Origin of the sequence: Micromonospora sp. DT228, assembly GCF_049841595.1 — a bacterium.
GTDB lineage: Bacteria > Actinomycetota > Actinomycetes > Mycobacteriales > Micromonosporaceae > Micromonospora.
Genome location: NZ_JBNCKO010000027.1, coordinates 46,845 through 68,637 on the forward strand (window position 1 = coordinate 46,845; position 21,793 = coordinate 68,637).

Genomic DNA, 21,793 nt, shown 5'->3' on the forward strand with positions numbered 1-21,793 from the left:
CGGCATGTCGACCGCGCCGTCTCCCGCACCGGGCTCCACCAGACGGGCCCTTGCGGCGGTGTATGCCGCCGGCGCCGGGTCCGCCGTCGGGACCCAGATGACGACGCTCGCGCTGCCGTGGCTGGTGCTGGAGAGCACCGGCTCGGCACCGCGGGCGGGTCTGGTCTTCGCCGTGTCGGTGCTCCCCATGGCGGTGCTCGGATTCGCGGGCGGCGAGGTCATCGAACGGTACGGCGCACGCCGAACCATGGTGGTCATCGACTTCGCGCAGTTCGTGGCCATCGGTTCGATACCTGCGCTGGCCGCGGTGGGCCTGCTCAGCTTTCCCCTGCTCCTGACGATCGTCGCGGTGATCGGCGTACTCGGAGTGCCCTACTTCGCCGCGCAACGTGACCTGGCCACCGAACTCGCCGGTCCGGACCCGAAGGCGCTGATGCGGGCGAACAGCGTGTTGGAAGGGTGCTTCAACATCGCCGCGTTGGCCGGCCCGGCCATAGCGGGCGTGCTGATCGCGACACTCGGCGCGGAGAAGGTGCTGTTGTTCGACGCCGTGACCTCGGCGGTGTCGGGTCTGCTGTTGTGGTGGTTCGTCGCGCGTTCGCGGCGGACGGAGCCGGCGACGTCGGCACCGCAGGAGCGGCAGACCCCGGATCACTCGGGAATCCTGGCCGGGGTACGCGCATTGCTCCGGGACGACTTCCTGCGACGGGTGATGGTCACGACCGTCAGCTTCGGCTTCCTCATGCGGGTCCTGATGCTCGCGCTGCCGCTGCTGGCGTTCGCCCGCTTCGCCGGCGATGCCAGGGTTGGTGGGCTGCTGCTCTCCGGCTTCGGTGCCGGCGCGGTCGCCGGGGCGGCCGTCAGCTATCTGATCGGCAGCCGGTTGTCCCCGACGATGGTCTTCGGGCTGGCCGCCTTCCAGCTTGTCCTGCCCTGGTGGGTGCTGCTGTTCGACGTGCCGGTGCCGGTCCTGGTCGCCGCGCTCGCGGTGTCCGGTGCGGCGCTTCCGTTGTCCAACGCTCCGTTCTTCAGCATCCTGGCCACCCGGTTCGCGGCGGACATCCGAGCGAAGGTGATCCAGGCGGTCATGACCATCAGCAACATCGCCGGCCCGCTGGGCTTTCTGGCCGGCGGGATGGCGATCGGCCGCTTCGGCGTGACGACGACCCTGCTCGTCCTCGCGGCCCTGGCCACCCTCGCTGCGGTCAACCTGGTGGTGGCACTGCGGCACGTCAATCCGGTGGCGCTGACCAGCCCGCAGCCCGAGCCTGCGGCGGCAGCTGCTCGGTAGCCCGCTCGGGCCCAGTGCCCGCGAACCAAGGTGGTTTCCTTGCGGAACGGTTCACCCGACATACGCGAAGGATGTGATGTCCGGGCCGACGTCGGCCCGGACATCACCGGGTGATGACGCGGAGGAAGCGCCCTGGTGCCGGGTCCTCCGACGACGATCGCACGGGCGTAGCTTCAGCCATGCACTGATGGGCGCGGTTGCAGGTTCGCAACCGCGCCCATCAGGTGGCCGGGTGGGGTGCCGGCCGGGCTCGCAGTCTGTCGGGTCGAGGCACTCCTCAGGCCAGCGTCGACGGGGTTTCCGTCTCGATCGCCGCGACGGCCAGCAGCCGACCGCTGGCGGAGTCCCGCAGTTCCAGGTCGGCGATCTCGGAGAGCGGGTCGGTGACGTTCTGCCACCTCCGGGCGGTGACGGTGAAGAGCGAGCCCAGGTCGGCGTTGCCGAAGAAGCCCACCTTCTGATCGATCACCCGCCGCTGGAGGAACTGCCGCTCGGTGCGGCCGAGCCCACGCCACAGACGCAGCAGCGCCGTGTCGAAGATCGAGAAGTACGAGGCGAAGTAGACCAGACCGGCGCCGTTGATGTCCCGCACGGCGTCCAGTGCGTACTCGAAGGACAGCTCGCCCCCGGCGACCGCGAATCCCGGCGGCGCCGGGGTGAGGAAGCTGCCCGCACCGCGGGCGCGGCCGACGAGCGTACGCGGTGAGAACTGATTGGGCAGTCGCGGCAGGTCGGCGTTGTCGAAACCATCGGGGATGGTTTCGGAGAGAACCCGGTTGCTGCCCGGATTGCCGCGCGCGATCCACCGGTTGAGCGTCTCCGCGTACATGCACTCCGGGTCCGGCGTCTCGTAGACCTCCGCCGGATCGAGGACCGCGGTGCCGAGGCCGGAGCCGGCAGGCGCGAGCCGGTGCAACGTCAGAACCGAGCCGCCGCCGAACTGGAAGACCCTCGACGTCACCTCAAGCTCGTCACCGAAGGCCAGGCCGTGCGGATGAACGACCTTCCCGCCCCGGACCCGGTAGTAGTAGAACGAGAGGTAGGTCGGTTGGCCTTCGGCGGTACGGGCGGCGTGCACGTTGGTGCGGCAGGTCTCGGCCACCGATTCCCACGTCCAGTCGCCGATCCGCCCGAAGATCAGAGAGCCGCCGCTGGACATTCCCGGCGCGACGATCACCTTCCGGTGAAGGGCTGTGTTCTCGGGCATCATCTCAGCGCTCCAGTCGTGAGGAGTTCCGGTGCGTTGCGGACGCGCCACTGGTGTACCGCCGCGAGGAACGCGTCGTTGTCCGAGGGCGAACCGAGCGACACCCGGACGCCCTCCCCGTCGAAGACCCGCAGCTCGATTCCGACCCGGGCACACCAACTGCCGAACGGGCCCGCGTTCTCGCCGAGCCGGAGCCACAGGAAGTTGGCCTGGCTGGCCGGGACCGCGAAGCCGTCGGCCAGCAGGGCAGCCCGCACCCGGGTCCGCTCGGCGATCGTCTGCCGGACCCGCGCCAGGAGCACGTCCTCAAGGGCGAGGGCGGCGACCGCCGCATGCTGGGCCGGCGCGCTCACCGCAAAGGGCAGCGTCATCTCGCGCAGCGACGCCACGATGCGCGCGGCGCCGATGAGATAGCCGACCCGGAGCCCGGCCAGGCCGTACGCCTTCGAGAACGTGCGCAGGACCACCAGGTTGGGATACCTGTCGTACAACGCGAGACCGCCGGTTCCCATCGGCTCGTCGACGTACTCGAAGTACGCCTCGTCGAGGGCGACCAGGCAGGTCGGCGGGACGCGATCGAGGAACGCGCGCAGCCGGTCCAGGCCGAGCAGCGTACCCGTGGGGTTGTTGGGGTTGCAGATGACGACCAGCCGGGTCGTGGCGGTGATGCGATCGGCCATGGCGGCGAGGTCGTGCACGTCGTCGGCGAGTGGCACCCGCTCCGAGTGGACCCCCAGATGGCCGGCGAGGATCGGGTAGTACTCGAAGGAACGCCAGGCGTAGACGGCCGTCGTACCCGCCCCGGCGAGCTGGAACACCGCCTGGAGCAACGCACAGGATCCGGCGCCGACGGCCACCCGATCCGGTTCGACACCGTGCCGCCGGGCGAGCGCCACGGTCAGGTCGGTACACGCCGGGTCGGGATAGCGGTTGACGTCCCGGCTGCTCGCCGCGACCGCGGCGACGATGTCCGGCAACGGGCCGTGCGGTGACTCGTTGCGCGACAGGGGCCGGGTGACGGCATGGGACGTTCCGGCGGTCGGCCCCGCGGCCTCACGCACGACAGCGCTCCGCGACCAGGTCGGCGATATCGCCAACCGTCGCGAGTGCCAGCAGTTCGTAGTCGGAGACGTGGATGTCCAGCCGCTTGCTGAGCAGGTCCGACAGCTCAACCACGGCGAGGGAGTCGAGGCCAACCTCGACGCGACCGGCCGTGGCCACGACGTCCTCGGTCCGCATCTGCAGATCCTCGACCAGGATGGTCTTGAGTTGGTCAAACATGGCTCGCCGTCCGTTCAAGCTGACCCGTGGACCCGGCACGCAACGCGAGCGCCACGTCCTCGATGAGGTCCTCCTGCCCGGCCACCGCCTGTAGGCGGCCCAGTTCGAAGAAGACGTCGCGCGGGTCGACGCCCTCGCGGGCGGCGACGTCCAGCACCCGGTTCTTGAAGCCGGAGAACACTCCGGCGAGACCACTCACCACGCCGATCGAGTCGATGGTGGGCGGCGCGGGCATCAGCTCCCGCTCGGCGATGTCCGCCGCGTCCAACAGCCGATAGAGATCGATGCCGGTGTCATAGCCCAGCCGTTCGAGCACGGGCACGAGAACTTCCAGCTGCGTGTTGCCGGCCCCCGCCCCGAACCCCCGGGCGCAGGCATCCAGGATGGTGGCGCCCGCCTCGGCGGCGGCGATGGAGTTCGCCACCGCCATACCGAGATTGTTGTGCCCGTGGAACATCACCGGCACGCTGACGGCGAACCGGATGGCCGCGATCCGCGTGCTCACGTCCTGCGGCAGATAGTGGCCGGAGGAATCGAGGATGCCGACGCCGGTCGCACCGAACTCGACGAGCCGCGCGCACTCCTCGGCCAGGCGCTCCGGACTGGCCATATGGCTCATCAGCAGCACGCCGTGTGCGTCGACGCCCGCGTCGCGCAGCAGCCCGAGGTGCCGTTCGGCCAGGTCGCTCTCGGTGCAGTGGGTGCCGATACGGACGAGGTCGACGTCGTGCGAGACGGCCAGCCGGATGCTCTCGGTCGTGCCCCAGCCCGGCAGCATGAAGACGCCGAGCTTGGTGGTGGTCAACGCATCCCGGACCACCGACAGCATCGCCTCGTCGCTGAGCAGGGCTCGGCCGGCTTGCAGGGACGAGGCGCCCAGGCCGTTGCCGTGTCCCACCTCGACGACGGGTACCCGGGCGGCGTCGGCGGCGGCAGCGTACGCCCGAAGTTGCTCCCGCCCGAGCTGGTGGCGGACGGCGTGGTGCCCGTCGCGCAGCGTCGGGTCGTGGATCAGGATGGGTTGTCTCGGCGAACTTTCGGCAGCCTGCTGGCTCATGACACGACCTCCATGGCCTCGATCGGTCGGCGTTGCGCCGCCCAACGCTCGGCGACCCGGATCGCAGCCGAGTTGATGATGTCGAGGTTGCCCGCGTAGGCAGGTATCTGGTCGCCTGCGGAGGTCACCTCCACGGCGATGAACGCCTTGTTGTCGTTCACGATGCAACTCGTCACCCGGTAGCCGGTGGCGAACGCACGGACGTCGGCGGCGGCGGACGCCACGAGCGGGTGCACCGACTCGTGGGTCAGGCCCTCGCCGACCAGCGACATGGCCACCCTGAAGGTCGCCGGAGGACGAGCCGGGCTGACGTTGAGGATGGCCTTCACGTCCCCGACGCCGGTGAACTCGCGGAGCGCGTCCTGAGTGGTCTCCACGTACTCATCGAGGTTCAGCCTGGTCCCGCGGCCGACGCTGAGCGTCGCGGCGGTCGCGACCACCTCCACGTAGTCGATGCGGTGCGCTCGGGTGATCGCTCGTACGATCGGCACCGATGCCTGCCCACCGCAACTCACCATGTTCAGGTCGCGGTGAGCGGCGGCCTCCGCGCCGTTGACTGTGGGCACGACCATGCGCCCGATCCGGCTGGGTGTGAGGTCGATCAGCAGCGTGCCGAGCGGTGCCAGCGCCTCGGCGTGCTCGGCGTGTGAGCCGGCGTTGGTGGCGTCGAAGACCACGTCGAGCGGCTCGTCGAGGTCGGCAAGTGACGACAGACCCCGGCTGGTGGCCGGCAGCCCCAGCCGAGCGGCCCGCTTGAGGCCCGGGCTGTCGGCCGTCCGGCCAGCGACGAGGCGAAGGTCTAGTGCAGAGGACCGCTCGACCTTCACCGCCAGGTCGACGCCGATGAGCCCGGCGCCGAGCACTCCGGCTGACAGCCGTCGTTCTGAGTTCATCGAGGAGATCGCCTTCCTATCCGCGTCGGGACTATGTGTTGGTGACGTGCAGAGTGACCGAGCCCAGATGATCGAATTCGGCGGTGTAGGTGTCACCGGGGCTCAACGGGACCGCGGCGTGCAGGGCGCCGGTCATGATCAACTGGCCGGCCTCCAGTGTGACGCCACTTTCGCCAAGCAGGTTCGCCAGCAGCGCCACCACCGCCACCGGGTTGCCCAGGGCGTCGGCGCCCTCACCGGACGCGACCAACTCCCCGTTGCGACGGAAGGCCATTCGCACGAGCCGGTAGTCCAGCTCCGCGCTGGCCGGGATCGAGCGTCCCAGCACGGCCGCGCCGTTCGAGGCGAGGTCGGCGATCGTGTCGCCCAGCCGGATGCGCCAATCCGTGATCCGGGAGTCGACGATCTCGAGACCGGCGATGACCTCTCCGATCGCCGCGTGGGCCTGCTCCACGGTGACGCCAGGACCGGTCAAGCGCCTCGCCAGCCGAAAGACGATCTCGGCTTCCACCTTCGGCGAGATGAACTCGCCGCGAGCGAAGCACGCACCGTCCGCGCGGACGGTCGAGGCGAACACCGGGCCGTAGTCCGGGGCGTGGACCCCGAACATCTCCTGCATCGAGGCGGAGGTGAGCCCGGCCTTGTAGCCGATCACCCGTTCGCCGTCGGCGATCAGGAGTTCGGTCAGCCGGCGCTGGACGGCGTATCCGCCGGCCGCGTCGAGCGTGGGGCAGGCGTCGGTGAACGGAGCGATCGGCACGCGGTTGCTCCGCGCCTCGTACAGGGCCATGGCCATGCGCGCGGCGTCGTGCTCCGCCATCGTTGCTGCTCCGCCGTTCCGGCTCATCGCGTGGCCACGAAGAGGCGGCTGCCGGGCATTCCCAGGGCGGTGCTGGCCACCTCGGAGAAACCGGCCTGCCGGAAGAGTTCGCGCCACCGGTCCTCGGTCGGCAGCCGTACGCCCATCGAGCTCTCGTGCAGGTAACTGAAGAGGGCGCTGAAGGCGCGTTCGCCCGGCGTGTCCACGTACGGCACCGCGTCGGTGACCACCAGGCAGCCGCCGTCGGCGAGGTGCTCGCGGCAGGCCCGCAGGACGCCTGCGAAGACCTCGGGATGCTGAGCGACATCGTGCATGACGAAGCCGGCATGGATGATGTCCGCGCCGTCGAGTGGAGCGGGGTCGTCGACGAGCGTCTCGACGGACCGGTTGACCACCGTGAGCCGATCGTCCACCTGGGCGTGGCGGCCGGCGCGTTCGGCCTCCTCGCACGCTCCCGGGCTGAGGTCCAGGGCCACGCCGGTGCTGGTGGGCAGCTCGGTCAGCAGCCGGATCAGCAGCGCGCCCGCGCCGGAGCCGAGATCGACGATGTGTCGGGGCTTGCGGCTGATGATCTCGGACAGCACTCCGGGATAGAAACCGCACGAGCCGATCCAGCGGGACGACACCGCCACCCGTCTGCCGTCGCGCTGGTGCTGGCGGCCGGCCGCGTCCGGCTCACGCAGAAACCGCTCCGCGTGATCGATGTACGGCCGGTTCGCGCTGAGCGACCAGGAGAGGTAGCCCGCCTCGTACCGCCGGTCCGCGAGATCCGCGCAGGGCGTGAACGGCCCGGTCTCGGCGGCGCGCTCCAGCAGCCCGGCGGCGGACATGGCGCGCAGGAAGAGAAGAGCGCGAGCTTCGGGAACGCCGGTCGTGGTCGTTGCCTCGGCCAGCGTGAACGGCGTCCCGCGATCGAGTAGCGGCGAAAGTCCCAGATTCTCGGCGATCTCCAGAAGAGTGGCGTTCGCCGCAAGGTCTGCGGCGATGTCACTGACGTCAGAACTAATCACTGGTTCACCCACGTCCTGCTGATTCGGCGATTTTTCGGTACCGACCCTTGCTTCTCCGATTCGTGTCCGTCCAGGTAGGAGGGCCGGCGATGAGGTGACGGCCTCCATCAACCGCTCCTTCCGCAACGGCGGCAATCGACGTTCTCGGCACGGATCTACAACGGTTGTCAATGTGCCACGGAAACACGGATCGCCTGCAGAGAAGAGTCGGCAGACATACGGGAAGGCTGCCGCCACCGGTCGGCCGCCGGAGCAGCCGGCCGTCGCCCGACGGGCAGGACGACCGGCGCTGACGCGACGAGGGCAAGTCGATGCTCCGCTATCAGGCTGCGCCGACGGCCGACAGCGAGTCGACAGCGAGTCGACAGCGACCTGTTAGTTCGTCGCGGAACCCTCCGGCCAGGACATTCCGACGCCACGCCACGCCTCGGCGTGACGACGAAGGAGGCGTGATGGGCGAACCGATGTGGGTCAACGTCATGGCGACCGACCCCGTGCTGGAGGCGGGCGTGACGAGCGCGATGCTCGGGTGCCCGGACATCGTGGTGGTGACAACGCGGGAGAGGGCGGCGGTCACGGTCCTGGTGGTCGACCATCTGGGCCAGGACGCGCTGGATTCGGTGCGGGCCGTCCGCACCGGCGCGGACCGGCCCGAGGTGGTGCTCGTCGTGCCCGAGGTGGAGCCGGCTGACGCGCTGCGAGCCATCGCGGCGGGTGCGCGCGGCCTGCTTCGGCGCCGGGAGGCGACCGCCGAGCGGCTCACCCGCACCGTGCTGGCCGCCGGCGAGGGGGACTGCACGGTCTCGCCGGACATGCTCGACCGGTTGCTCGCCGCGCCGGCGGTTCCGGCCGGCACCCTGGCGTCGAACATCAGCGACCGCGAGCGCGCGGTGCTGCGGCTGATCGCCGAGGGCCGGGAGACCGGTGAGATCGCCAAGGAGCTGTGCTACTCGACGCGAACGGTGACCAGTGTCGTGCATGACATCACGCGACGATTCCGGCTGCGCAACCGGGCCCACGCGGTGGCCTTCGCCCTGCGGGCCGGGATGTTGTGAACGGCGAACAGGAGAAGATCATGATGGCATCGACTGCACACGTGGTGGCCCCGAACGCGACCATCCGGGCCGAGGTGCTGGGTGCGCTGCGGCGTGCCGGCGTCACACTCGTGCCCGACCCGTACGAATCACCGGACACCGTCATCCTCACGGCGGTCGACACGGTGCATGAGGCGCTGACGGCCTGCCCGGCGCGGCCGCGGTCCACGGCGCAGCGGACGCTGCTGGTCGCCGACCGCTTCTCACCGACGGACGTGGTACGCGTACTGCGTTCGGGGACTCTGGTGATGCTCCGCTTCGCCGACGTCACACCGAGCCGACTGGCCGCTGCGGTGCAGGCCGCCCGGGACGGGGAGGTCCGGCTGCCGCACGAGGTGCTGGTCGGGGTGCTCGGTGGCACCGGTACGCCGAACCAGGCCGAAACGTCCTGGACGGCCGGCCGGTCGCCGCTGACGCCCCGTCAGACGAGGGTGCTCGCGTTGATGGCCGAGGGCCAGGACAACGCGATGATCGCCCGGTCGTTGCTGTGTTCCAACCACACGGTGAAGAACGTCATCTACGACATGATGGCGCGGTTGCAGGTTCGCAACCGCGCCCACGCCGTGGCCTGTGGGGTAGCGGCCGGGTTGATCTGAGCCCGTCGTGCGTGGGTGCACACCGGCGTGCAGCCACGGACGACGTGTCACTCGGGTGCGGTTGGTCGCTTCGACGGTCGGCAGCGGATCAGCGGAGGCTGCGCGGGCGAGGCGACCGTGCCGTCGTCACCACTCGGCCGGCCGACGGCGGTCAGCGGCCGGCATCCGGTCACCGATGACCCGCAACAGATCGGCCGGCTCGGTCGCATAGCTCAATCCGGATCCGGGCAGCTGCACCAGATCGGTGTCGCCGTACGCCGACCAGCCGGCCACCACCTCCGCCTCGATGCCCTGGTCCAGCCACCGAATCGCGGTCAGCGGACAGGGCAGCGGCGCCGGGTGGGGCACTTGATAGGCCCGCAACGCGGCCAGTTCGGCCCGGAGCGCCCGTGCGCCGGCCGCGACGATCGACGGCAGCGGGATGGTGCCCATGGCCACTGCGGTCGCCAGCACCCGCTCGGTCAGTTCGTCGTCGGTCGGTTCGGTGTGCGCCTCGCCGGCATAGCGGCTGAGGAGCTGGGGTGCGGGACAGCCTGAGATGAACAGGCGCAGTGGTGCCGGCGCGCCCTGCCGGTCCAGCTCGACCGCGACCTGGTAGCCGAGCAGCGCGGCACCCTCGTGGCCGAACAACGCGAACTCCTCGACCCCTCGGCGCTTGAGGTCCGCCACGAGCTCCGCCGCCCGCTCCGGCAACCCTGAAGGGGGCTGGGCCGCAGACCGCGTTCCCGGTGCTTCGCCGCCCAGGTCGCCCACGACCGGCGGGCGGACAACGCACCATGGGCCGACGGTGTCGGGCCATCGGTCGAACTGGAAGTCACCGTTACCGGCGCTGGGTATGCAGATCAGCGTTGCGGTGCCGACATGCGGAGCGGTCCGCTGGTCCAACCATGAGGCCATGAGGGTCGCCTTCGTTGACGGAGAGTAGGCAATTCTTGCTCAACCGTCGTCCCGGGCACCTCCACACCGCTATCACCGAACGGGTAGGCAGCCGCCGGCGAGGAAAGCGTCGTGATGGGGAGCCGAAAACGGCCGGCCATAGCTTCGTTTCTGTCGGCGGCAGCCGGCACAAGAACCGAAGCAGACAAGGGGTACTGAGTTGCTAGTTTCAATGGTTTCCGGTCCGCGCCTGATCGTCTCGTCGGCCACGTCGGTGGTCGCTGTTGCCGGCGACACGCCGTGGGGCTGATCAGTCTCTCCCGGGCAGGCCGACGGAGGGCCGCCGCAGCGGTGTCCCTCCGTCGGTCAGGTGCCACCTTCCTCACGAAGTCGGAAATGGTTCGGCCATCGCCACGGCTATCTTGCGTGGCCCGGTGAACGGCTCACGGGCGTGAGCCGCAAGCATGTTGTCGACGATCAGTACGTCGTCGCGCTCCCAGTCGAAGCGGCGCTGGGCGGCTCGGTAACAGTCGCGCAGGTGCGCCACGACCTCGTCGGGGATTCGCCCGCCGTCGCCGTAGTACGTGTTGGTGGGCAGGTCCGCCTCGTCGAACATCTCCCGCAGCCCCTCGCAGTCCTCCTCGGGCAGCGTGGTCACGTGGAAGAACGTGAGGTGGTTGAACCAGACGGTCTCGCCGGTCACCGGGTGCTGGTGCACCACCCGGCGGCGGGCCGTCGTGCGCAGGCCGTTGCGCCCGACCCACTGGACCTCCGCACCGCTACTCGCGCAGTAGCGCTCGACCTCCGCCCGGTCGGTGGTGTTGAACGCCTGCTGCCACGGCACCCCGAAGCCCTCGGTGAAGTTGCGTACCACCGTCCAGCCGCGCCGGGTGAATTCCTCCAGCACGCTCGGATCGATCGACTGTAGGATCCGGCGGGTGTCGGCCAGCGGTGTGGCACCCTGCGTGTCGGGCGGGGTGATGCAGTAGAAGAACAGCGTCAGCGGCCAGGCCGCCTGGTACGAGTTCTCGTTGTGCAGGAAGATCTCCTCGGTCGGTGGGTAGTCCGTCGAGGTGTAGACCTGGCCCTCGATGGTGCTACGCGGTGACGACCGCTCGGCGTAGGACAGCGGCGCACCGGACACCGCCCGGACGACCCGTTCGAACCCGCTGACGCTGCCGATGTCGAAGCCGCGCAGCAGGACCGCGCCGTGGGTGTGCAGCTGCCGACGGACCGACTCCCGGATCGCGTCGATCTGACTCTCGGCCGGTACGCCACTGCTGGGCGCGGTCAGCACAGCGGGCAGTATCGACTCATCGCTTGATACCTCGGGTATGAGGCGTACGGGCGTGACGTTGCTCGTGGTCACCGTCGGCTCCCTTCATTGCATCTGGTGGTCGGGTCGGATCAACAGGGCTCCGGGTCGCCGGCTCCGACGTGTCGGCCGGATCCCTGGCGGCACACGTCGAGCCAGGCGGCCGGGTCGTCGGGGTTGTCCGGGACGCGTTCGTAGATGACGTAGTGCCGTGGTGTCATCGCCGTCGGATACGCCTTCACCGCTGCCAGGCAAGCGGCGTGGGCCTGTTCGGGGGTGCGGATGGCCTCGGTCCGCGCCAGATGGGCGACCAACGGCAGGCCGTCCACCTCCGCGAAGATCCTGGCACCGGTCGACGGCAGGCTGTCGTCGAGCAACCGTTGCACCTCGGCCACCTCGATCCAGCAGCCGTCTACGAGCAGCCAGCCGGGGCCCCGCTGTACCGGGCTGAGCGGGATCGAGTCGCGGATCCCTCGGGCGCCGAGGTCAGCGGACCCGGCCGCGATCAACAGGTTCTCGACCGCCAGGAGCAGCGATTCGACCTCGTCGTCGGGGATACGGCCGGTGTCGCTGCTCCAACAGCCGAGACGCAACTGCCCGTCGGTGCCGTAGAGATCGAAGCGGATCAGCGTGGTTCCGGCGGGCATCGGCTGCCGCCGCAGCTGCGTCGCGCGTCGCGCGGCGACCAGCTCATCCGGCGTGGGTACCGGTCCCGTGAACCGTCCTGCCGCCCGACCGGACTCGATGACAAGGTTGTTGAATAGCGGTTCGCAATCGAATACGACGCCGCGCTCGCGCTCGATGCGGCGTGCGATGGCACTCTGCCGGTCCACGTCGTAACGGCCGTGCCGGCTCGCGTCGACCACAGCAGCCCACGCCTGCCGGACCAGCCGGTCGAAGGTGGTGTCACTGATCGTGAGCGTGATCGACGCGAGCTGCGCGAGGCTGCCGACGTGCTGCCGAAGGTGCGGCTCGAAACGATTGGCCGACAGGGTGGGGAGCACGAGTTCCCGTACGCCGGTCCGGTGCGAGAGCACCGCGCCGATCGCCGCCAGCACGACGCTGGCGCGACTCGTCCTGGTGCGCGCCGTCACCGCTCGCAACGCCATCCCGGCTGCGGTGGAGGTCATCTCGACGGAGACCGACCCGGTGCTGGCGGCGACCCGCGGGACCGGGTACAGGCACTGCGGGGTGCGGGCGAACCGGTCTTTCCAGTAGCTCAGCACCGATTCCTCGTGCCGCAGGGCCTTGGGCGAACGTTCCAGGGCGGCCAGGTCCAACGGCTGGATTGGTGGTCCGCCGGCCGGTCGTGCGTCGCGGTCACGGATCAGGTCCGCGAACTCGCGCTTGATGATCTCCATGGCCTGATAGTCGACCGCGAGATGCGAGCAGCCGATCACCGCGGCCTGCACCACCCCGGCGGAGCTGGTGGACGCGTCACCGGACGACACCGCGAGGGCGATCCGGACCGGCAGTTCGCCGATGCGGTACGCCCCCGCGGCACGCAACCGCCGGGTAAGGTCTCTGGCCAGGCTGGCCCGGTCGACGAGTTGTGGGTCAGCGGCCTCGATCGCGTAGACCTCGACGACAAGCTCGCCGGTGGCGTGCACGAACTGCTGCGGTTCGAAGCCGTCCACGTAGGTCGTACGTAGTCCTTCGTGCCGCTCGATCAGGACCGCGAGTACTCGGGCGACGTCATCGACCACGGTCGCGGCCGGAATGTCGAGTTCCCCCGCGACGGCCGCGAAGAACTGCTCCGACTCACGACGCAGCCACTGCAGAATGTTGTACTGGCCGATGTTGAGGGGCCCCTCGGCCGATCGCGTTCCCTGGAACCGCACGGTCACCGGTGGCCGTGGGACCAGGCTCACCGATCGCCCCCGGGGCCGGGGCGCGCGGGTTCCGGCTGCCTGGTGGGTCCGCGTCGTCCGGGTGCTCGGCGCGGCACTGTCGATGTGCCCTGGTGAGACCATGTGCGCCAGGCTATTGAGCGCTCCACGTCGCGCAGTAGAGAAGGACCGGCAGCGACTCGGGGCTGGTCCTGTGCGTTGTTCTGCCGGTTGTTCTCTGCGTGTGCCGGCCCTGGCGGGCCATCATCGACCTGCGTCCATCATGTGTGCGCCGGCCAGGTCTGCCGGGTGGGTCTGCGTTTCGTCCACTCGGCCGGCCCATCCGGCAGGTCGCCGACCGCTGGGTGGATGACGACGCACTCGAATGTGGGAGGCTCGAATGAGCGTATCGATCCGTCAGCGGATCACCGCAATCGCGGAGATGTCAGCCGATCGGCCTGCGGTCGTCGGCTTCGACGAGAACTTCGTCGAGCAGGTGCTGACGTGGCGGGAGTTGGCCGAGCGGAGCGGCCGGCGGGCGGACGCACTGGTGGACGCCGCCGCCCGAAAGACCGGTCCGGGCGTGGTCGCGATCGAGGCGAACAACACGATCCAGTCGGTGGTCGACATCGTGGCCGTCCTCTCCGCGGAACTGCCACTGCTGCCGCTGAATCCGGCCTCACCCGTACCCGAGCGGGAAAAGCTTCTCAACTTCATCGGTCAGACGTACGGACGGGCCCAACTCATCGACGCCGAGGCCGACGCCGACGCGGGACGACCGGCACGGTCGCCGGCGGCGATGGCCAGCCGGATCGCCTACCTGCTGCCCACCGGCGGCAGTTCCGGCCGGCCGAAGATCGCGATTCGGCCCGGACCACTCGGCTACGATCCGCACCAGGTGCCGTTGCCCCTGCGCCGTCGCGCCGGCTGGCGGGCCGGTCAGCGGCAACTGATTCTCGGCCCGCTGCACCACGCGGCCCCGTTCACCACGCTGCTGGACGGGCTCCTCGACGGCAACACCACAATTCTGCCGCCGTACTTCCTGCCGGCGTGGACGGTGGAGCTGGTCGAGCGTTACGCCGTGGAATGGATCCAGCTGACCCCGGCACACATGCGCACGATCCTGTTGCTCCTCCAGCCCGACCCGGCGTCCTTTGCCAGCGTGCGTACGGTGATGCACACGGCTGCGTCGTGCGACTCGTTCACCAAGAAGCGGTGGATCGAGATGGTCGGGCCGCAACACCTGTACGAGGTGTACAGCTCGACCGAGAACATCGGCGGCACCCTGGTGCGGGGGGACGAATGGCAACAGCGGCCGGGCACGGTGGGCCGGGGATTCTTCACGAAGATCAGCATCAGGGACGACGCCGGGAACCGGCTCGGCCCGGGACAGACCGGCAAGGTGTTCATGCGCGCCGGTCGGGTCTCCAGAGGGGACGCCTACCTCGGCAGCCAGGTGCTCGAAACGACGGCCGACGGTTTCGCCAGCGTCGGCGACTTCGGATGGCTCGACGCGGATGGCTATCTGTTCCTCGCCCCCCGTCGGCACGACGTGATCAACGTGGGCGGTGAGAAGGTCTACCCCAACGAGGTCGAGGCGCAGTTGCTGGAACACCCCGCGGTGCTGGACGCCGTGGTGGTGGCGGCCGAGGACCAGGTGCTGGGTTCTACGGTCGGCGCCTACGTCGTGTGCAGGCCGGGAGCCTCGGTCAGTACCGGTCAGCTGATGGCGCACTGCCGGGCTGATCTGGTCAACTACAAGGTGCCGACGCGGATCACGTTCGTCGATCAGGTGCCGCGCTCGGCCGCCGGGAAGCTCGAACGGTGGCGGCTGGCCGGCCAGCGGGGCTGATCGCGGTCAGGTCTTCACCTCGCCGGCCGGCTCGTTCTTGTTGCTCTGTGTCGTCAGCCGGCCGGCGGCCCGGCGCAGCGCGCCCAGCTCGTCGATGGAACGTGAGTGCCAAGGGTTGTTCTCCTGCATCGCGAACGCGTTCGCGGCCTGCACGAAGAAGTGTTCCGCGGTATCGAACTCACCCCGGCCCAGGTACACCCGGCCGAGGCCGAACAGGGCGTGTGCATGAACATTCCGCTCCTGCGTCATCCGGCAGATCTCGACCGCCTCGCTGAAGTGAATCTCGGCATCGGTGAACCCGTTCTGCTCCAACACGGCCCCGCCGAGGCCGATCAGGGCGTAGGACTGGCCGATACGGTCGTCCTGCGCCCGAGCCAGATCCAGCGCCGACTGGAAGACAGCCTTCGCAGCCAGCGACTGCTTTGAGTCGGCAAACACCTCACCGAGCCGGTACAACGCCTGGGCCTGAAGGCGCCGGTTACCCAGCTGTTCACCCAGTGCGAGCGACTCTTTCGCCAGGATCTCGGCCCGCTCGGGGGCTCCGAGATCAAGGTGGCTACGCGCGAGTCCACTCAGTACGTGGGCCTGTGCGCCCAGGTCGTCGACTGCCCGGAACTTCTCCAGCGCCTGCCCGTAACGCAGCACCGCCATGTCGGGTCGACCCTGGATCCGGTCCAGGTGCGCAAGGTTGCGCAACGTCAACGCCATCCCGGCCTGATCGCCGACCGCATCGAACAAGCTCATCGCGTGCAGCAGGTTCTCGCCATCGTCCTCGGCGTGTTGGGCTACGCCCAGCGAGCCGAGTGACGCCAACACGGCGGCCTCGCCCCGGCGATTGCCGGCCCTGCTGGTGGCCTCCAGCGCGATGTTGTGAGTCGTACGCCATTCGGCGAACAGGCCGCGCCTTTCATACATAGCAACCGATACGGTGGCCAACTCCCAGCACAGTTCGTCCAGCCCCAGCTCTGCCGCCTGGCGGATCGCCACCTCCAGCGTGATGCGCTCCTCGTCGAACCAGGCGGTGGGATCGCCGAGGAAGCGGTCGAATTCGGCACGTGCGCCGGCCCATCGGGGTGCCGTGCCGTGCAGAACGGCGAACCGCCCCCCGTAGATTCGATGATGAGCCTCCTCGGCGAAGGCGAGCAGGGCACCGAGCGATCGGGTGACCGCCACTATGCAGGTCTCCCGGTCGTCCTGCGTCAGCCGGTGCTCGCTCGCGAACACCCGCACCAGCTCGTGGAATCGGTATCGGGGTTGCTTGGTGAACGCGGAAAGGTGGGCCTCGAGCAGCCGGACGTCCACGAGCTCGTCGAGGAGCGCCGTGGCCCGCCTCGAATCGCAGTCCAGCAGAGCCGCCGCGGTCCAGGCGCTGAACTCGTGTAGCTCCAATGCACTGAGCAGCCAGAACAAAGTCCGCGCCGGCACGGTGAGGGACTCGTACACGTCAGCGAGCAGCGAGCGGACCGCGACGTCACCGTGGGACAGTTCGTCCAGCCGAGACCGTTCGTCGCGCAGTCGGTCCAGCAGGGTGCCAACGGCCCAGTGCGGGTGCGCAGCCAGTCGGACCCCGGCGATCCGCACGGCCAGGGGCAGGCCACCGCACATCTCGGTCAGCGCCGCTGCGGCCTCGGGCGCCGCGGCGACCCGCTGCTCTCCGCAGATCTGGCCGAGCAGGGTAAGGCTCTCGTCGGCCGACATCATGTCGACGTCGACGGCTCGGGCGCCCGGGATACCGGCGAGCCGGCGGCGACTGGTAATCAGCACCGCCGGGCCTGGCACGCCGGGGAGCAGGTCGGCGATCTGGTCCTCGTTGCCCACATCGTCCAGCACGATCAACAGCCGCCGCGTCGCGAGGTGGCTCCGTAGTAGGTTGATCCGCTGGCCGGGTGCGACCGGGATCGCCGCCGGGGCGACGCCGAGTCCGTGCAGGAGGTCGCTGAGTACGGCTTCGGTCGAGCGTGGCTGCGTGGTGCTCCCGTAGAGGCAGGCGTACAGGCTGCCGTTGACGAACTTGGCGCGCAACAGGTGCGCGACGTGCAGGGCCAGCGAGGTCTTTCCACAGCCCGGCGCGCCGGTGATGACCGCGATCGGCACATGTTTGGTGTCCTCGCTGGTCAGCGTGGCGGTCAGGGTTTCGATCAGCGCCGCATGGCCGACGAAGTCCGGCAGATCTGCGGGCAACTCCTGCGGACGGTGCACGCTCGTGGCGGTCTCGGTTCGCCTGTCGTCCGCTTCGCCGCTGATGCTGCTGTCCTGGCTGAGGATCGCGCGTTCCAGCTTGCGCAGGTACTGGCTCGGCTCGATACCGAGCTCGCCCACCAGGTTGGTGCGGGCCGTACGGTACGTCGCCAGCGCTTCTGCCTGCCGTCCTGACCGATACAGCGCGAGCATCCGGAACCCCCACAGGCGTTCCCGCAGGGGGTAGTCCGTGGTCAACGCGACCAGTTCCTCGACCAGTTCCCGATGACCGCCCAGGCCCAGACGGATCTCGGCGCGGTCCTCCAGCGCCATGATCCGCCGCTCCTCCAGACGGTGGGAGACGACTTCGGCGGCCCGGCCGGGCACTCCGCCCAACGCCGGTCCGGACCAGATGTCGATCGCGCGGTCCAGGTGCGTCAGCGCCTCGTCCAGCCGCCCTTTGGCTGCGGCCGACCGGCCCCGGGCGAGAGCGTCGTCGAACATGAGGTAGTCGAGCTGCTGACGGTCGACCCGGATGGAGTACCCGAGTGGGCTGGTGTCGATGATCTCCGGACTGCCGAGAGCCCGGCGCAACGCGGAGATGCAGATCTGGATCTGACCACGCGCGCTGGTCGGCGGGGAATCGTCCCAAACTGCGCCGATCAGCTTTTCCACGGTCACGACATGGTTGGCGGCCATCAGCAAATTGGCCAGCACTATACGTTGCCGCGGGGAGGTTATCGGCACGGGGGAACCATCGACCACGGCTTCCAATGTTCCGAGAACCCGGAACTCGACTCGCACCATGTCGGCCAGCATACGGTATCACGTAACGACGATCATCAATCACGTTTGTTCCGGAAGTTCGGGCGGCAACCAGGCGCACCCGAGCGGGGCCGCGGAGCAGGGATGTCGCGAGTAACCTCAATTCGTCGGGAGACGGTTTGACCGGTTACAGGTCGTCCTACTGATGACCTGTGACGGACGAAACCCCGGTGAATTCTGAACGATAGTTTGGTCGCTCGATGTCGTGAGGATCCGGCATGTCGTGTGGTTCCGGCTTGATCGGTTTGTCCGACCCGCGGGATGAGGCAGCGCTGCTTCGGTCCTGGAGCCCACCGGACCTGTCGCTCACCGGCGCCTGATGGGCGCAGTCTGTTCGGCGACGGGATAGCCGGGCAGGGCCGCGGCCAGAGTCGCGACGGTCGGCCAGTCGAACAAGGCCCGCTCCGGCAGCTGCCGGTCCAGGGCGACGCACAACCTGGCCACGGCCTGCGTCGCGAGCACCGAGTGGCCGCCGAGGTCGAAGAAGTTGTCGTGTCGCCCGACCTCGTCGAGATTCAGTACCTCGGCCCACACCTCGGCGATGACCCGCTCCGTAGTGGTGCTTGGCCTGTCCTCTTCGACGAGCGACGACTGTGCATAGTTGATCTCGTTCATCGTCCATTACCCCCTGGCCGGTGACAATATGGCGTCGAATAGCGAACAGTCGCAGGTTCGCCACCCTCGGGAGAATTGTGGTTCGCTCGGCCGGCGCGGGCAAGGATAGGCGGTAAGAAGCAACGGCAGTCAACCACTTCCGGAACTTCTGCCGATTCTTCTCTGGGGCCACTCAAGCTTCCGTGGCACATTGGCGACTGTTGTCAATCCGCGCCGACGGCTCGGATTGCCGCCGTTACCAAAGGAGCGGTTGATGGTTGGCTTGGCAGAGCTCGCATCCACCCTGCTGGGGCATTCGGCCGTGCGTGATGCCCGGGCGACGACGATCCGCCACGACGATCGGGACGTCACGATCGGCGTGGTCGAGTTTTCCCAGTACGTAAGCGGGCCGGAGCTTCGTGGCTACGTGTGGGACCGGCTCGGTGCGGGCTGTGGATTGGACGGTGTGCTGCTCGTCGACGCCATGCCGCTCGCCGGCGACACACTCGACACCGAATACGTCCGGTCCGCCGTCATCGCCGGCACGTGCACCCTGTTCGAAGGTCCGGTCGACGGCGTCGAAGAGCGGCTCCTGTCGATCTGGGCCAGCACCATGAACCTCAAGTGGATCGGCGTGCACGACGACTTTCTGGACCTCGGCGGCGACTCGATTGTTGCGGTCGAGGTCCTTGCGAAGATCGAGGACGAGTTCGGCACGGCGCTGGACGTCTACGACTTCATGAGCACCTACCACATCCGCGGCGTCGCCGGCCTTCTGAGCGAACCTCGGGTACTGCAGCAGCAGTAGTCGAGTAGGCGAGCCGCAGCAAGTCCCCGCGTGTGCGGGTATGGGTTGGCCTGCGGGTTGGCGGGAGGCGCTATTCGGTGAAAGCGGCATGTCACTGAGACAAATTCATGTCCCAGTGACATGCCGAGTGGTGATGATCCGCGTCGGTCGAATGAGGTGATCTCAGCAAGGTTCGGCGGCTGAGTGGGGATGATATGGGCGCGGCGTCCATACCGGACGGTGTCGGACTTGGGCGTGGAGCCATCGATAGACGGGCTTTTGCGACAGAATCCAGTCTTCGAGAGGGCTCCGCGTGGTCGCCTACGCTGCCAGGCTCGACGTCCCGAGGGCGCTCGTGCAGCATGCGGCGCGGCTACTGGGTACCGAGCGTCGGGTGGTGGGCACCCGGCCGGGAACACGGGCGTAGACCTCTCGACGTTCTCGCCGCCGGCCCTGTTGGCACCGGCCAGGCCGAGCCTTTGACAGCCGCTGGCTGGTTGGATCTGGCGATGATCATGGCAACCACGATCATCGCCGTGGGCGCGTGCGCCGCACCGGTCAGGCCGGGGGAGCGGTCACCGTGAACGAGGCTTCGCTGTGGTCAGCCTCGGCGCCACAGCTGGGCTCCGGTTCCGTTGCACGGATAGAGCGATAGGCGAGCGCCGTTGGCCGAGTTCCACTCGTAGTTGTCCAGGCACATGTTGCCGGCGATGTTGCGCAGCGAAAACCAGCCGTTGCCGCGGTCCTGGAAGGTCCACCGTTGGGCGGTCGAGCCGTTGCAGGTGTAGAGGCCGACGTCGGCGTTGGCGGCGGTCGCGGCGTTGAGATCGTCCAGGCAGGTCCCGGTGTTGCGGTTGCGGATCTCGTAGTAGCTGCCCGCCGAGCGGTAGTTGAACTCCCACTGCTGGGCGGTGCCGCCATTGCAGTCGTAGAGTCGAACGAGGGCACCGAGGGTGGTGTCGCGGTTGTAGTTGTCGACGCATCGGTTGCTGAACTGGCCTCGGATGCCGGGGTTCGTCACGCTGCTCGGGATCGGCTGACCGAAGAACGGGTCGCCGTTCTCCTGCCAGTGCAGCTGCTGCATGCGGGTGTGTCGGTTGGGGTCGGTCAACGCGTCCGGGGTGGGGTTGGCGTAGTCGCGCGCGTGGTAGACGAGCATGTCGGTGACGTTGTCCTCGGCCACCGTGAAGCTGCCGTGGCCGGGGCCGTAGACACCGTTGGAGGTCTGGAAGACCGGGTTCGGCCGCTTGGACCAGGATGCCGGGTTGAGCAGGTCAGAGGTGTCCGGTGCGGACAGCAGGCCGAGCTTGTAGCGGGAGTCGGTGGCCGATGCCGAGTAGGCGATGTAGACCCGCCCGTTCCGTACCAGCGGCGATGGACCCTCCACGACGCCGGCGACGCCTTCCCTCTCCCAGTTGTAGGTGGGCCGCGCGATCTCGACCGCCGCGCCCGTGATGCCGGTCGCGCCATTCATCCGGGCGATGTACATGTGGCTGTTGTAGTTCGTGGACGGGCTGTCCTGCGCCCACACGAAGTAGCGGACCCCACGGTTGACGAAGGACGCGGCGTCCAGCTGGAACGACTCCCAGCCGGTGTTGAAGCGCTGGGGTGCGCTCCAGGCGCACGTCATCGGGTTGGCGCAGGTGTTGCGGATCCAGTACAGCCGCTGGTCAAATCGGGCGGTGTTCGGTGAAGCGGAGAAGTACATGTACCAGGCACCGTCGTAGTACTGGATGTCAGGTGCCCAGATCCATCCGCTGAGCGCTCCGCTGGACGGTGCCACGAACGCGTTTGTCGTGGCGGCCGTCCCGAGGCCCTGCAGGTTGGTGGAACGGCGCAGCTCCACCCGCTTGTAGTCCGGCACGGACGCCGTCATGTAGTAGTAGCCGTCGCTGTGTTTGTAGACGGCAGTGTCGGCGCGCTGGGAGACGACCGGGTTCCTGACGCTGATGATTTCGGCGGATGCCGACGGCGCGGCGGCGGTCAGCAGTGCGACCACCAGAGTGAGCGCGAGCGCCGATCTGCGGCAGACTCGAGCGGCAATTCTCATGAAGCACTCCCTGGACGGATTCGAGGGACGGATCGACGCGTATCCGTCGCATTGTTAGCGCTCACCCTGAACGTCGCACGCTTGCTGGCAGCCATCGAGCATGGGAGGGGAGTGAGCTATCGCATTGTAGTTCGTCGATCTACTCGAAGACACGGTGCCTCAGAGCGCGTTTCACTTTGCTGTCAGTCGGGTGTGTTGAAGGTGAGGCGTTGTTGGCGGGTGGCGGGTTCGCCTCGGG

At 68.5% G+C, this 21,793-nt stretch carries 18 protein-coding genes; 5 read left to right on the forward strand and 13 right to left on the reverse strand.

The window, feature by feature from the left end; translation table 11 throughout:
- Window positions 1-4: 4 nt before the first annotated feature.
- A complete protein-coding gene (locus tag ACLQ29_RS33135) occupies window positions 5-1,291 on the forward strand; it encodes an MFS transporter (RefSeq protein WP_425775309.1) in 1,287 nt (428 codons plus the stop codon).
- A 277-nt stretch (window positions 1,292-1,568) separates the two neighbouring features.
- Here the strand turns inward: ACLQ29_RS33135 and ACLQ29_RS33140 are convergent, their stop codons facing one another.
- From ACLQ29_RS33140 to ACLQ29_RS33170, 7 genes are read right to left on the reverse strand one after another with little or no spacing between them, the layout of a single operon-like run.
- Window positions 1,569-2,498, reverse strand: coding sequence for an LnmK family bifunctional acyltransferase/decarboxylase (locus ACLQ29_RS33140; RefSeq protein WP_425775310.1), 930 nt, complete (start codon window positions 2,496-2,498; stop codon window positions 1,569-1,571).
- Window positions 2,498-3,559: a histidinol-phosphate transaminase gene (locus tag ACLQ29_RS33145; RefSeq protein ID WP_425775311.1), complete on the reverse strand. Its 1,062-nt coding sequence runs from the start codon at window positions 3,557-3,559 to the stop codon at window positions 2,498-2,500. Before ACLQ29_RS33145 ends, ACLQ29_RS33140 begins: the two co-directional genes overlap by 1 nt.
- Window positions 3,552-3,779 carry an acyl carrier protein gene (locus tag ACLQ29_RS33150; protein WP_425775312.1) on the reverse strand — a complete coding sequence of 76 codons (228 nt, stop codon included), beginning with the start codon at window positions 3,777-3,779 and terminating at the stop codon, window positions 3,552-3,554. The genes ACLQ29_RS33145 and ACLQ29_RS33150 overlap by 8 nt, the downstream gene beginning before the upstream one ends.
- Window positions 3,772-4,836 carry a 4-hydroxy-2-oxovalerate aldolase gene (gene dmpG / locus ACLQ29_RS33155; protein WP_425775313.1) on the reverse strand — a complete coding sequence of 355 codons (1,065 nt, stop codon included), beginning with the start codon at window positions 4,834-4,836 and terminating at the stop codon, window positions 3,772-3,774. Before dmpG ends, ACLQ29_RS33150 begins: the two co-directional genes overlap by 8 nt.
- The gene (locus ACLQ29_RS33160) at window positions 4,833-5,729 is read right to left on the reverse strand and encodes an acetaldehyde dehydrogenase (acetylating) (protein ID WP_425775314.1); all 897 of its coding nucleotides are present in this window, start codon (window positions 5,727-5,729) and stop codon (window positions 4,833-4,835) included. Before ACLQ29_RS33160 ends, dmpG begins: the two co-directional genes overlap by 4 nt.
- Before the next feature lie 31 nt (window positions 5,730-5,760).
- Window positions 5,761-6,549 (reverse strand): 2-keto-4-pentenoate hydratase, encoded by a 789-nt coding sequence (locus ACLQ29_RS33165; RefSeq protein ID WP_425775315.1) that lies wholly within the window; start codon window positions 6,547-6,549, stop codon window positions 5,761-5,763.
- A 23-nt stretch (window positions 6,550-6,572) separates the two neighbouring features.
- Window positions 6,573-7,667 (reverse strand): class I SAM-dependent methyltransferase, encoded by a 1,095-nt coding sequence (locus tag ACLQ29_RS33170; protein WP_425775316.1) that lies wholly within the window; start codon window positions 7,665-7,667, stop codon window positions 6,573-6,575.
- Between the two features lie 344 nt (window positions 7,668-8,011).
- Between ACLQ29_RS33170 and ACLQ29_RS33175 the strand changes: the two genes are divergently transcribed.
- Together ACLQ29_RS33175 and ACLQ29_RS33180 are read left to right on the forward strand one after the other, a co-directional pair.
- Window positions 8,012-8,614: a response regulator transcription factor gene (locus ACLQ29_RS33175; RefSeq protein WP_425775317.1), complete on the forward strand. Its 603-nt coding sequence runs from the start codon at window positions 8,012-8,014 to the stop codon at window positions 8,612-8,614.
- Window positions 8,615-8,634: 20 nt separating this feature from the next.
- A complete protein-coding gene (locus ACLQ29_RS33180; RefSeq protein ID WP_425775318.1) occupies window positions 8,635-9,249 on the forward strand; it encodes a helix-turn-helix transcriptional regulator in 615 nt (204 codons plus the stop codon).
- 126 nt (window positions 9,250-9,375) lie between these two features.
- On the opposite strand, the gene ACLQ29_RS33185 is transcribed toward ACLQ29_RS33180, so the two are convergent.
- The 3 genes from ACLQ29_RS33185 to ACLQ29_RS33195 form a co-directional block, all read right to left on the reverse strand.
- Window positions 9,376-10,146, reverse strand: coding sequence for a thioesterase II family protein (locus ACLQ29_RS33185; protein ID WP_425775319.1), 771 nt, complete (start codon window positions 10,144-10,146; stop codon window positions 9,376-9,378).
- A gap of 361 nt (window positions 10,147-10,507) precedes the next feature.
- The gene (locus ACLQ29_RS33190; protein WP_425775326.1) at window positions 10,508-11,461 is read right to left on the reverse strand and encodes a TauD/TfdA family dioxygenase; all 954 of its coding nucleotides are present in this window, start codon (window positions 11,459-11,461) and stop codon (window positions 10,508-10,510) included.
- A 71-nt stretch (window positions 11,462-11,532) separates the two neighbouring features.
- A complete protein-coding gene (locus ACLQ29_RS33195; protein WP_425775320.1) occupies window positions 11,533-13,311 on the reverse strand; it encodes a condensation domain-containing protein in 1,779 nt (592 codons plus the stop codon).
- A 358-nt stretch (window positions 13,312-13,669) separates the two neighbouring features.
- Here ACLQ29_RS33195 and ACLQ29_RS33200 point away from each other — a divergent pair, with 358 nt between their 5' ends.
- The gene (locus ACLQ29_RS33200; RefSeq protein WP_425775321.1) at window positions 13,670-15,121 is read left to right on the forward strand and encodes a class I adenylate-forming enzyme family protein; all 1,452 of its coding nucleotides are present in this window, start codon (window positions 13,670-13,672) and stop codon (window positions 15,119-15,121) included.
- A 6-nt stretch (window positions 15,122-15,127) separates the two neighbouring features.
- On the opposite strand, the gene ACLQ29_RS33205 is transcribed toward ACLQ29_RS33200, so the two are convergent.
- A complete protein-coding gene (locus tag ACLQ29_RS33205; RefSeq protein WP_425775322.1) occupies window positions 15,128-18,106 on the reverse strand; it encodes a BTAD domain-containing putative transcriptional regulator in 2,979 nt (992 codons plus the stop codon).
- A 324-nt stretch (window positions 18,107-18,430) separates the two neighbouring features.
- Window positions 18,431-18,739 (reverse strand): phosphopantetheine-binding protein, encoded by a 309-nt coding sequence (locus ACLQ29_RS33210; RefSeq protein ID WP_425775323.1) that lies wholly within the window; start codon window positions 18,737-18,739, stop codon window positions 18,431-18,433.
- Between the two features lie 253 nt (window positions 18,740-18,992).
- Between ACLQ29_RS33210 and ACLQ29_RS33215 the strand changes: the two genes are divergently transcribed.
- Window positions 18,993-19,526 (forward strand): phosphopantetheine-binding protein, encoded by a 534-nt coding sequence (locus tag ACLQ29_RS33215; RefSeq protein ID WP_425775324.1) that lies wholly within the window; start codon window positions 18,993-18,995, stop codon window positions 19,524-19,526.
- 580 nt (window positions 19,527-20,106) lie between these two features.
- Here ACLQ29_RS33215 and ACLQ29_RS33220 read toward each other — a convergent pair.
- Window positions 20,107-21,555: a family 43 glycosylhydrolase gene (locus ACLQ29_RS33220; RefSeq protein WP_425775325.1), complete on the reverse strand. Its 1,449-nt coding sequence runs from the start codon at window positions 21,553-21,555 to the stop codon at window positions 20,107-20,109.
- Window positions 21,556-21,793 lie beyond the last annotated feature (238 nt).

Coding starts and splice junctions, on each gene's coding strand:
- ACLQ29_RS33175 (WP_425775317.1), top strand. CDS start 8,012: ATGGGCGAACCGATGTGGGTCAACGTCATGGCGACCGACCCCGTGCTG.
- ACLQ29_RS33185 (WP_425775319.1), bottom strand. CDS start 10,146: ATGGCCTCATGGTTGGACCAGCGGACCGCTCCGCATGTCGGCACCGCA.
- ACLQ29_RS33205 (WP_425775322.1), bottom strand. CDS start 18,106: ATGGTGCGAGTCGAGTTCCGGGTTCTCGGAACATTGGAAGCCGTGGTC.
- ACLQ29_RS33165 (WP_425775315.1), bottom strand. CDS start 6,549: ATGGCGGAGCACGACGCCGCGCGCATGGCCATGGCCCTGTACGAGGCG.
- ACLQ29_RS33160 (WP_425775314.1), bottom strand. CDS start 5,729: ATGAACTCAGAACGACGGCTGTCAGCCGGAGTGCTCGGCGCCGGGCTC.
- ACLQ29_RS33140 (WP_425775310.1), bottom strand. CDS start 2,498: ATGCCCGAGAACACAGCCCTTCACCGGAAGGTGATCGTCGCGCCGGGA.
- ACLQ29_RS33135 (WP_425775309.1), top strand. CDS start 5: ATGTCGACCGCGCCGTCTCCCGCACCGGGCTCCACCAGACGGGCCCTT.
- ACLQ29_RS33150 (WP_425775312.1), bottom strand. CDS start 3,779: ATGTTTGACCAACTCAAGACCATCCTGGTCGAGGATCTGCAGATGCGG.
- ACLQ29_RS33215 (WP_425775324.1), top strand. CDS start 18,993: ATGGTTGGCTTGGCAGAGCTCGCATCCACCCTGCTGGGGCATTCGGCC.
- ACLQ29_RS33220 (WP_425775325.1), bottom strand. CDS start 21,555: ATGAGAATTGCCGCTCGAGTCTGCCGCAGATCGGCGCTCGCGCTCACT.
- ACLQ29_RS33210 (WP_425775323.1), bottom strand. CDS start 18,739: ATGAACGAGATCAACTATGCACAGTCGTCGCTCGTCGAAGAGGACAGG.
- dmpG (WP_425775313.1), bottom strand. CDS start 4,836: ATGAGCCAGCAGGCTGCCGAAAGTTCGCCGAGACAACCCATCCTGATC.
- ACLQ29_RS33170 (WP_425775316.1), bottom strand. CDS start 7,667: ATGGAGGCCGTCACCTCATCGCCGGCCCTCCTACCTGGACGGACACGA.
- ACLQ29_RS33200 (WP_425775321.1), top strand. CDS start 13,670: ATGAGCGTATCGATCCGTCAGCGGATCACCGCAATCGCGGAGATGTCA.
- ACLQ29_RS33180 (WP_425775318.1), top strand. CDS start 8,635: ATGATGGCATCGACTGCACACGTGGTGGCCCCGAACGCGACCATCCGG.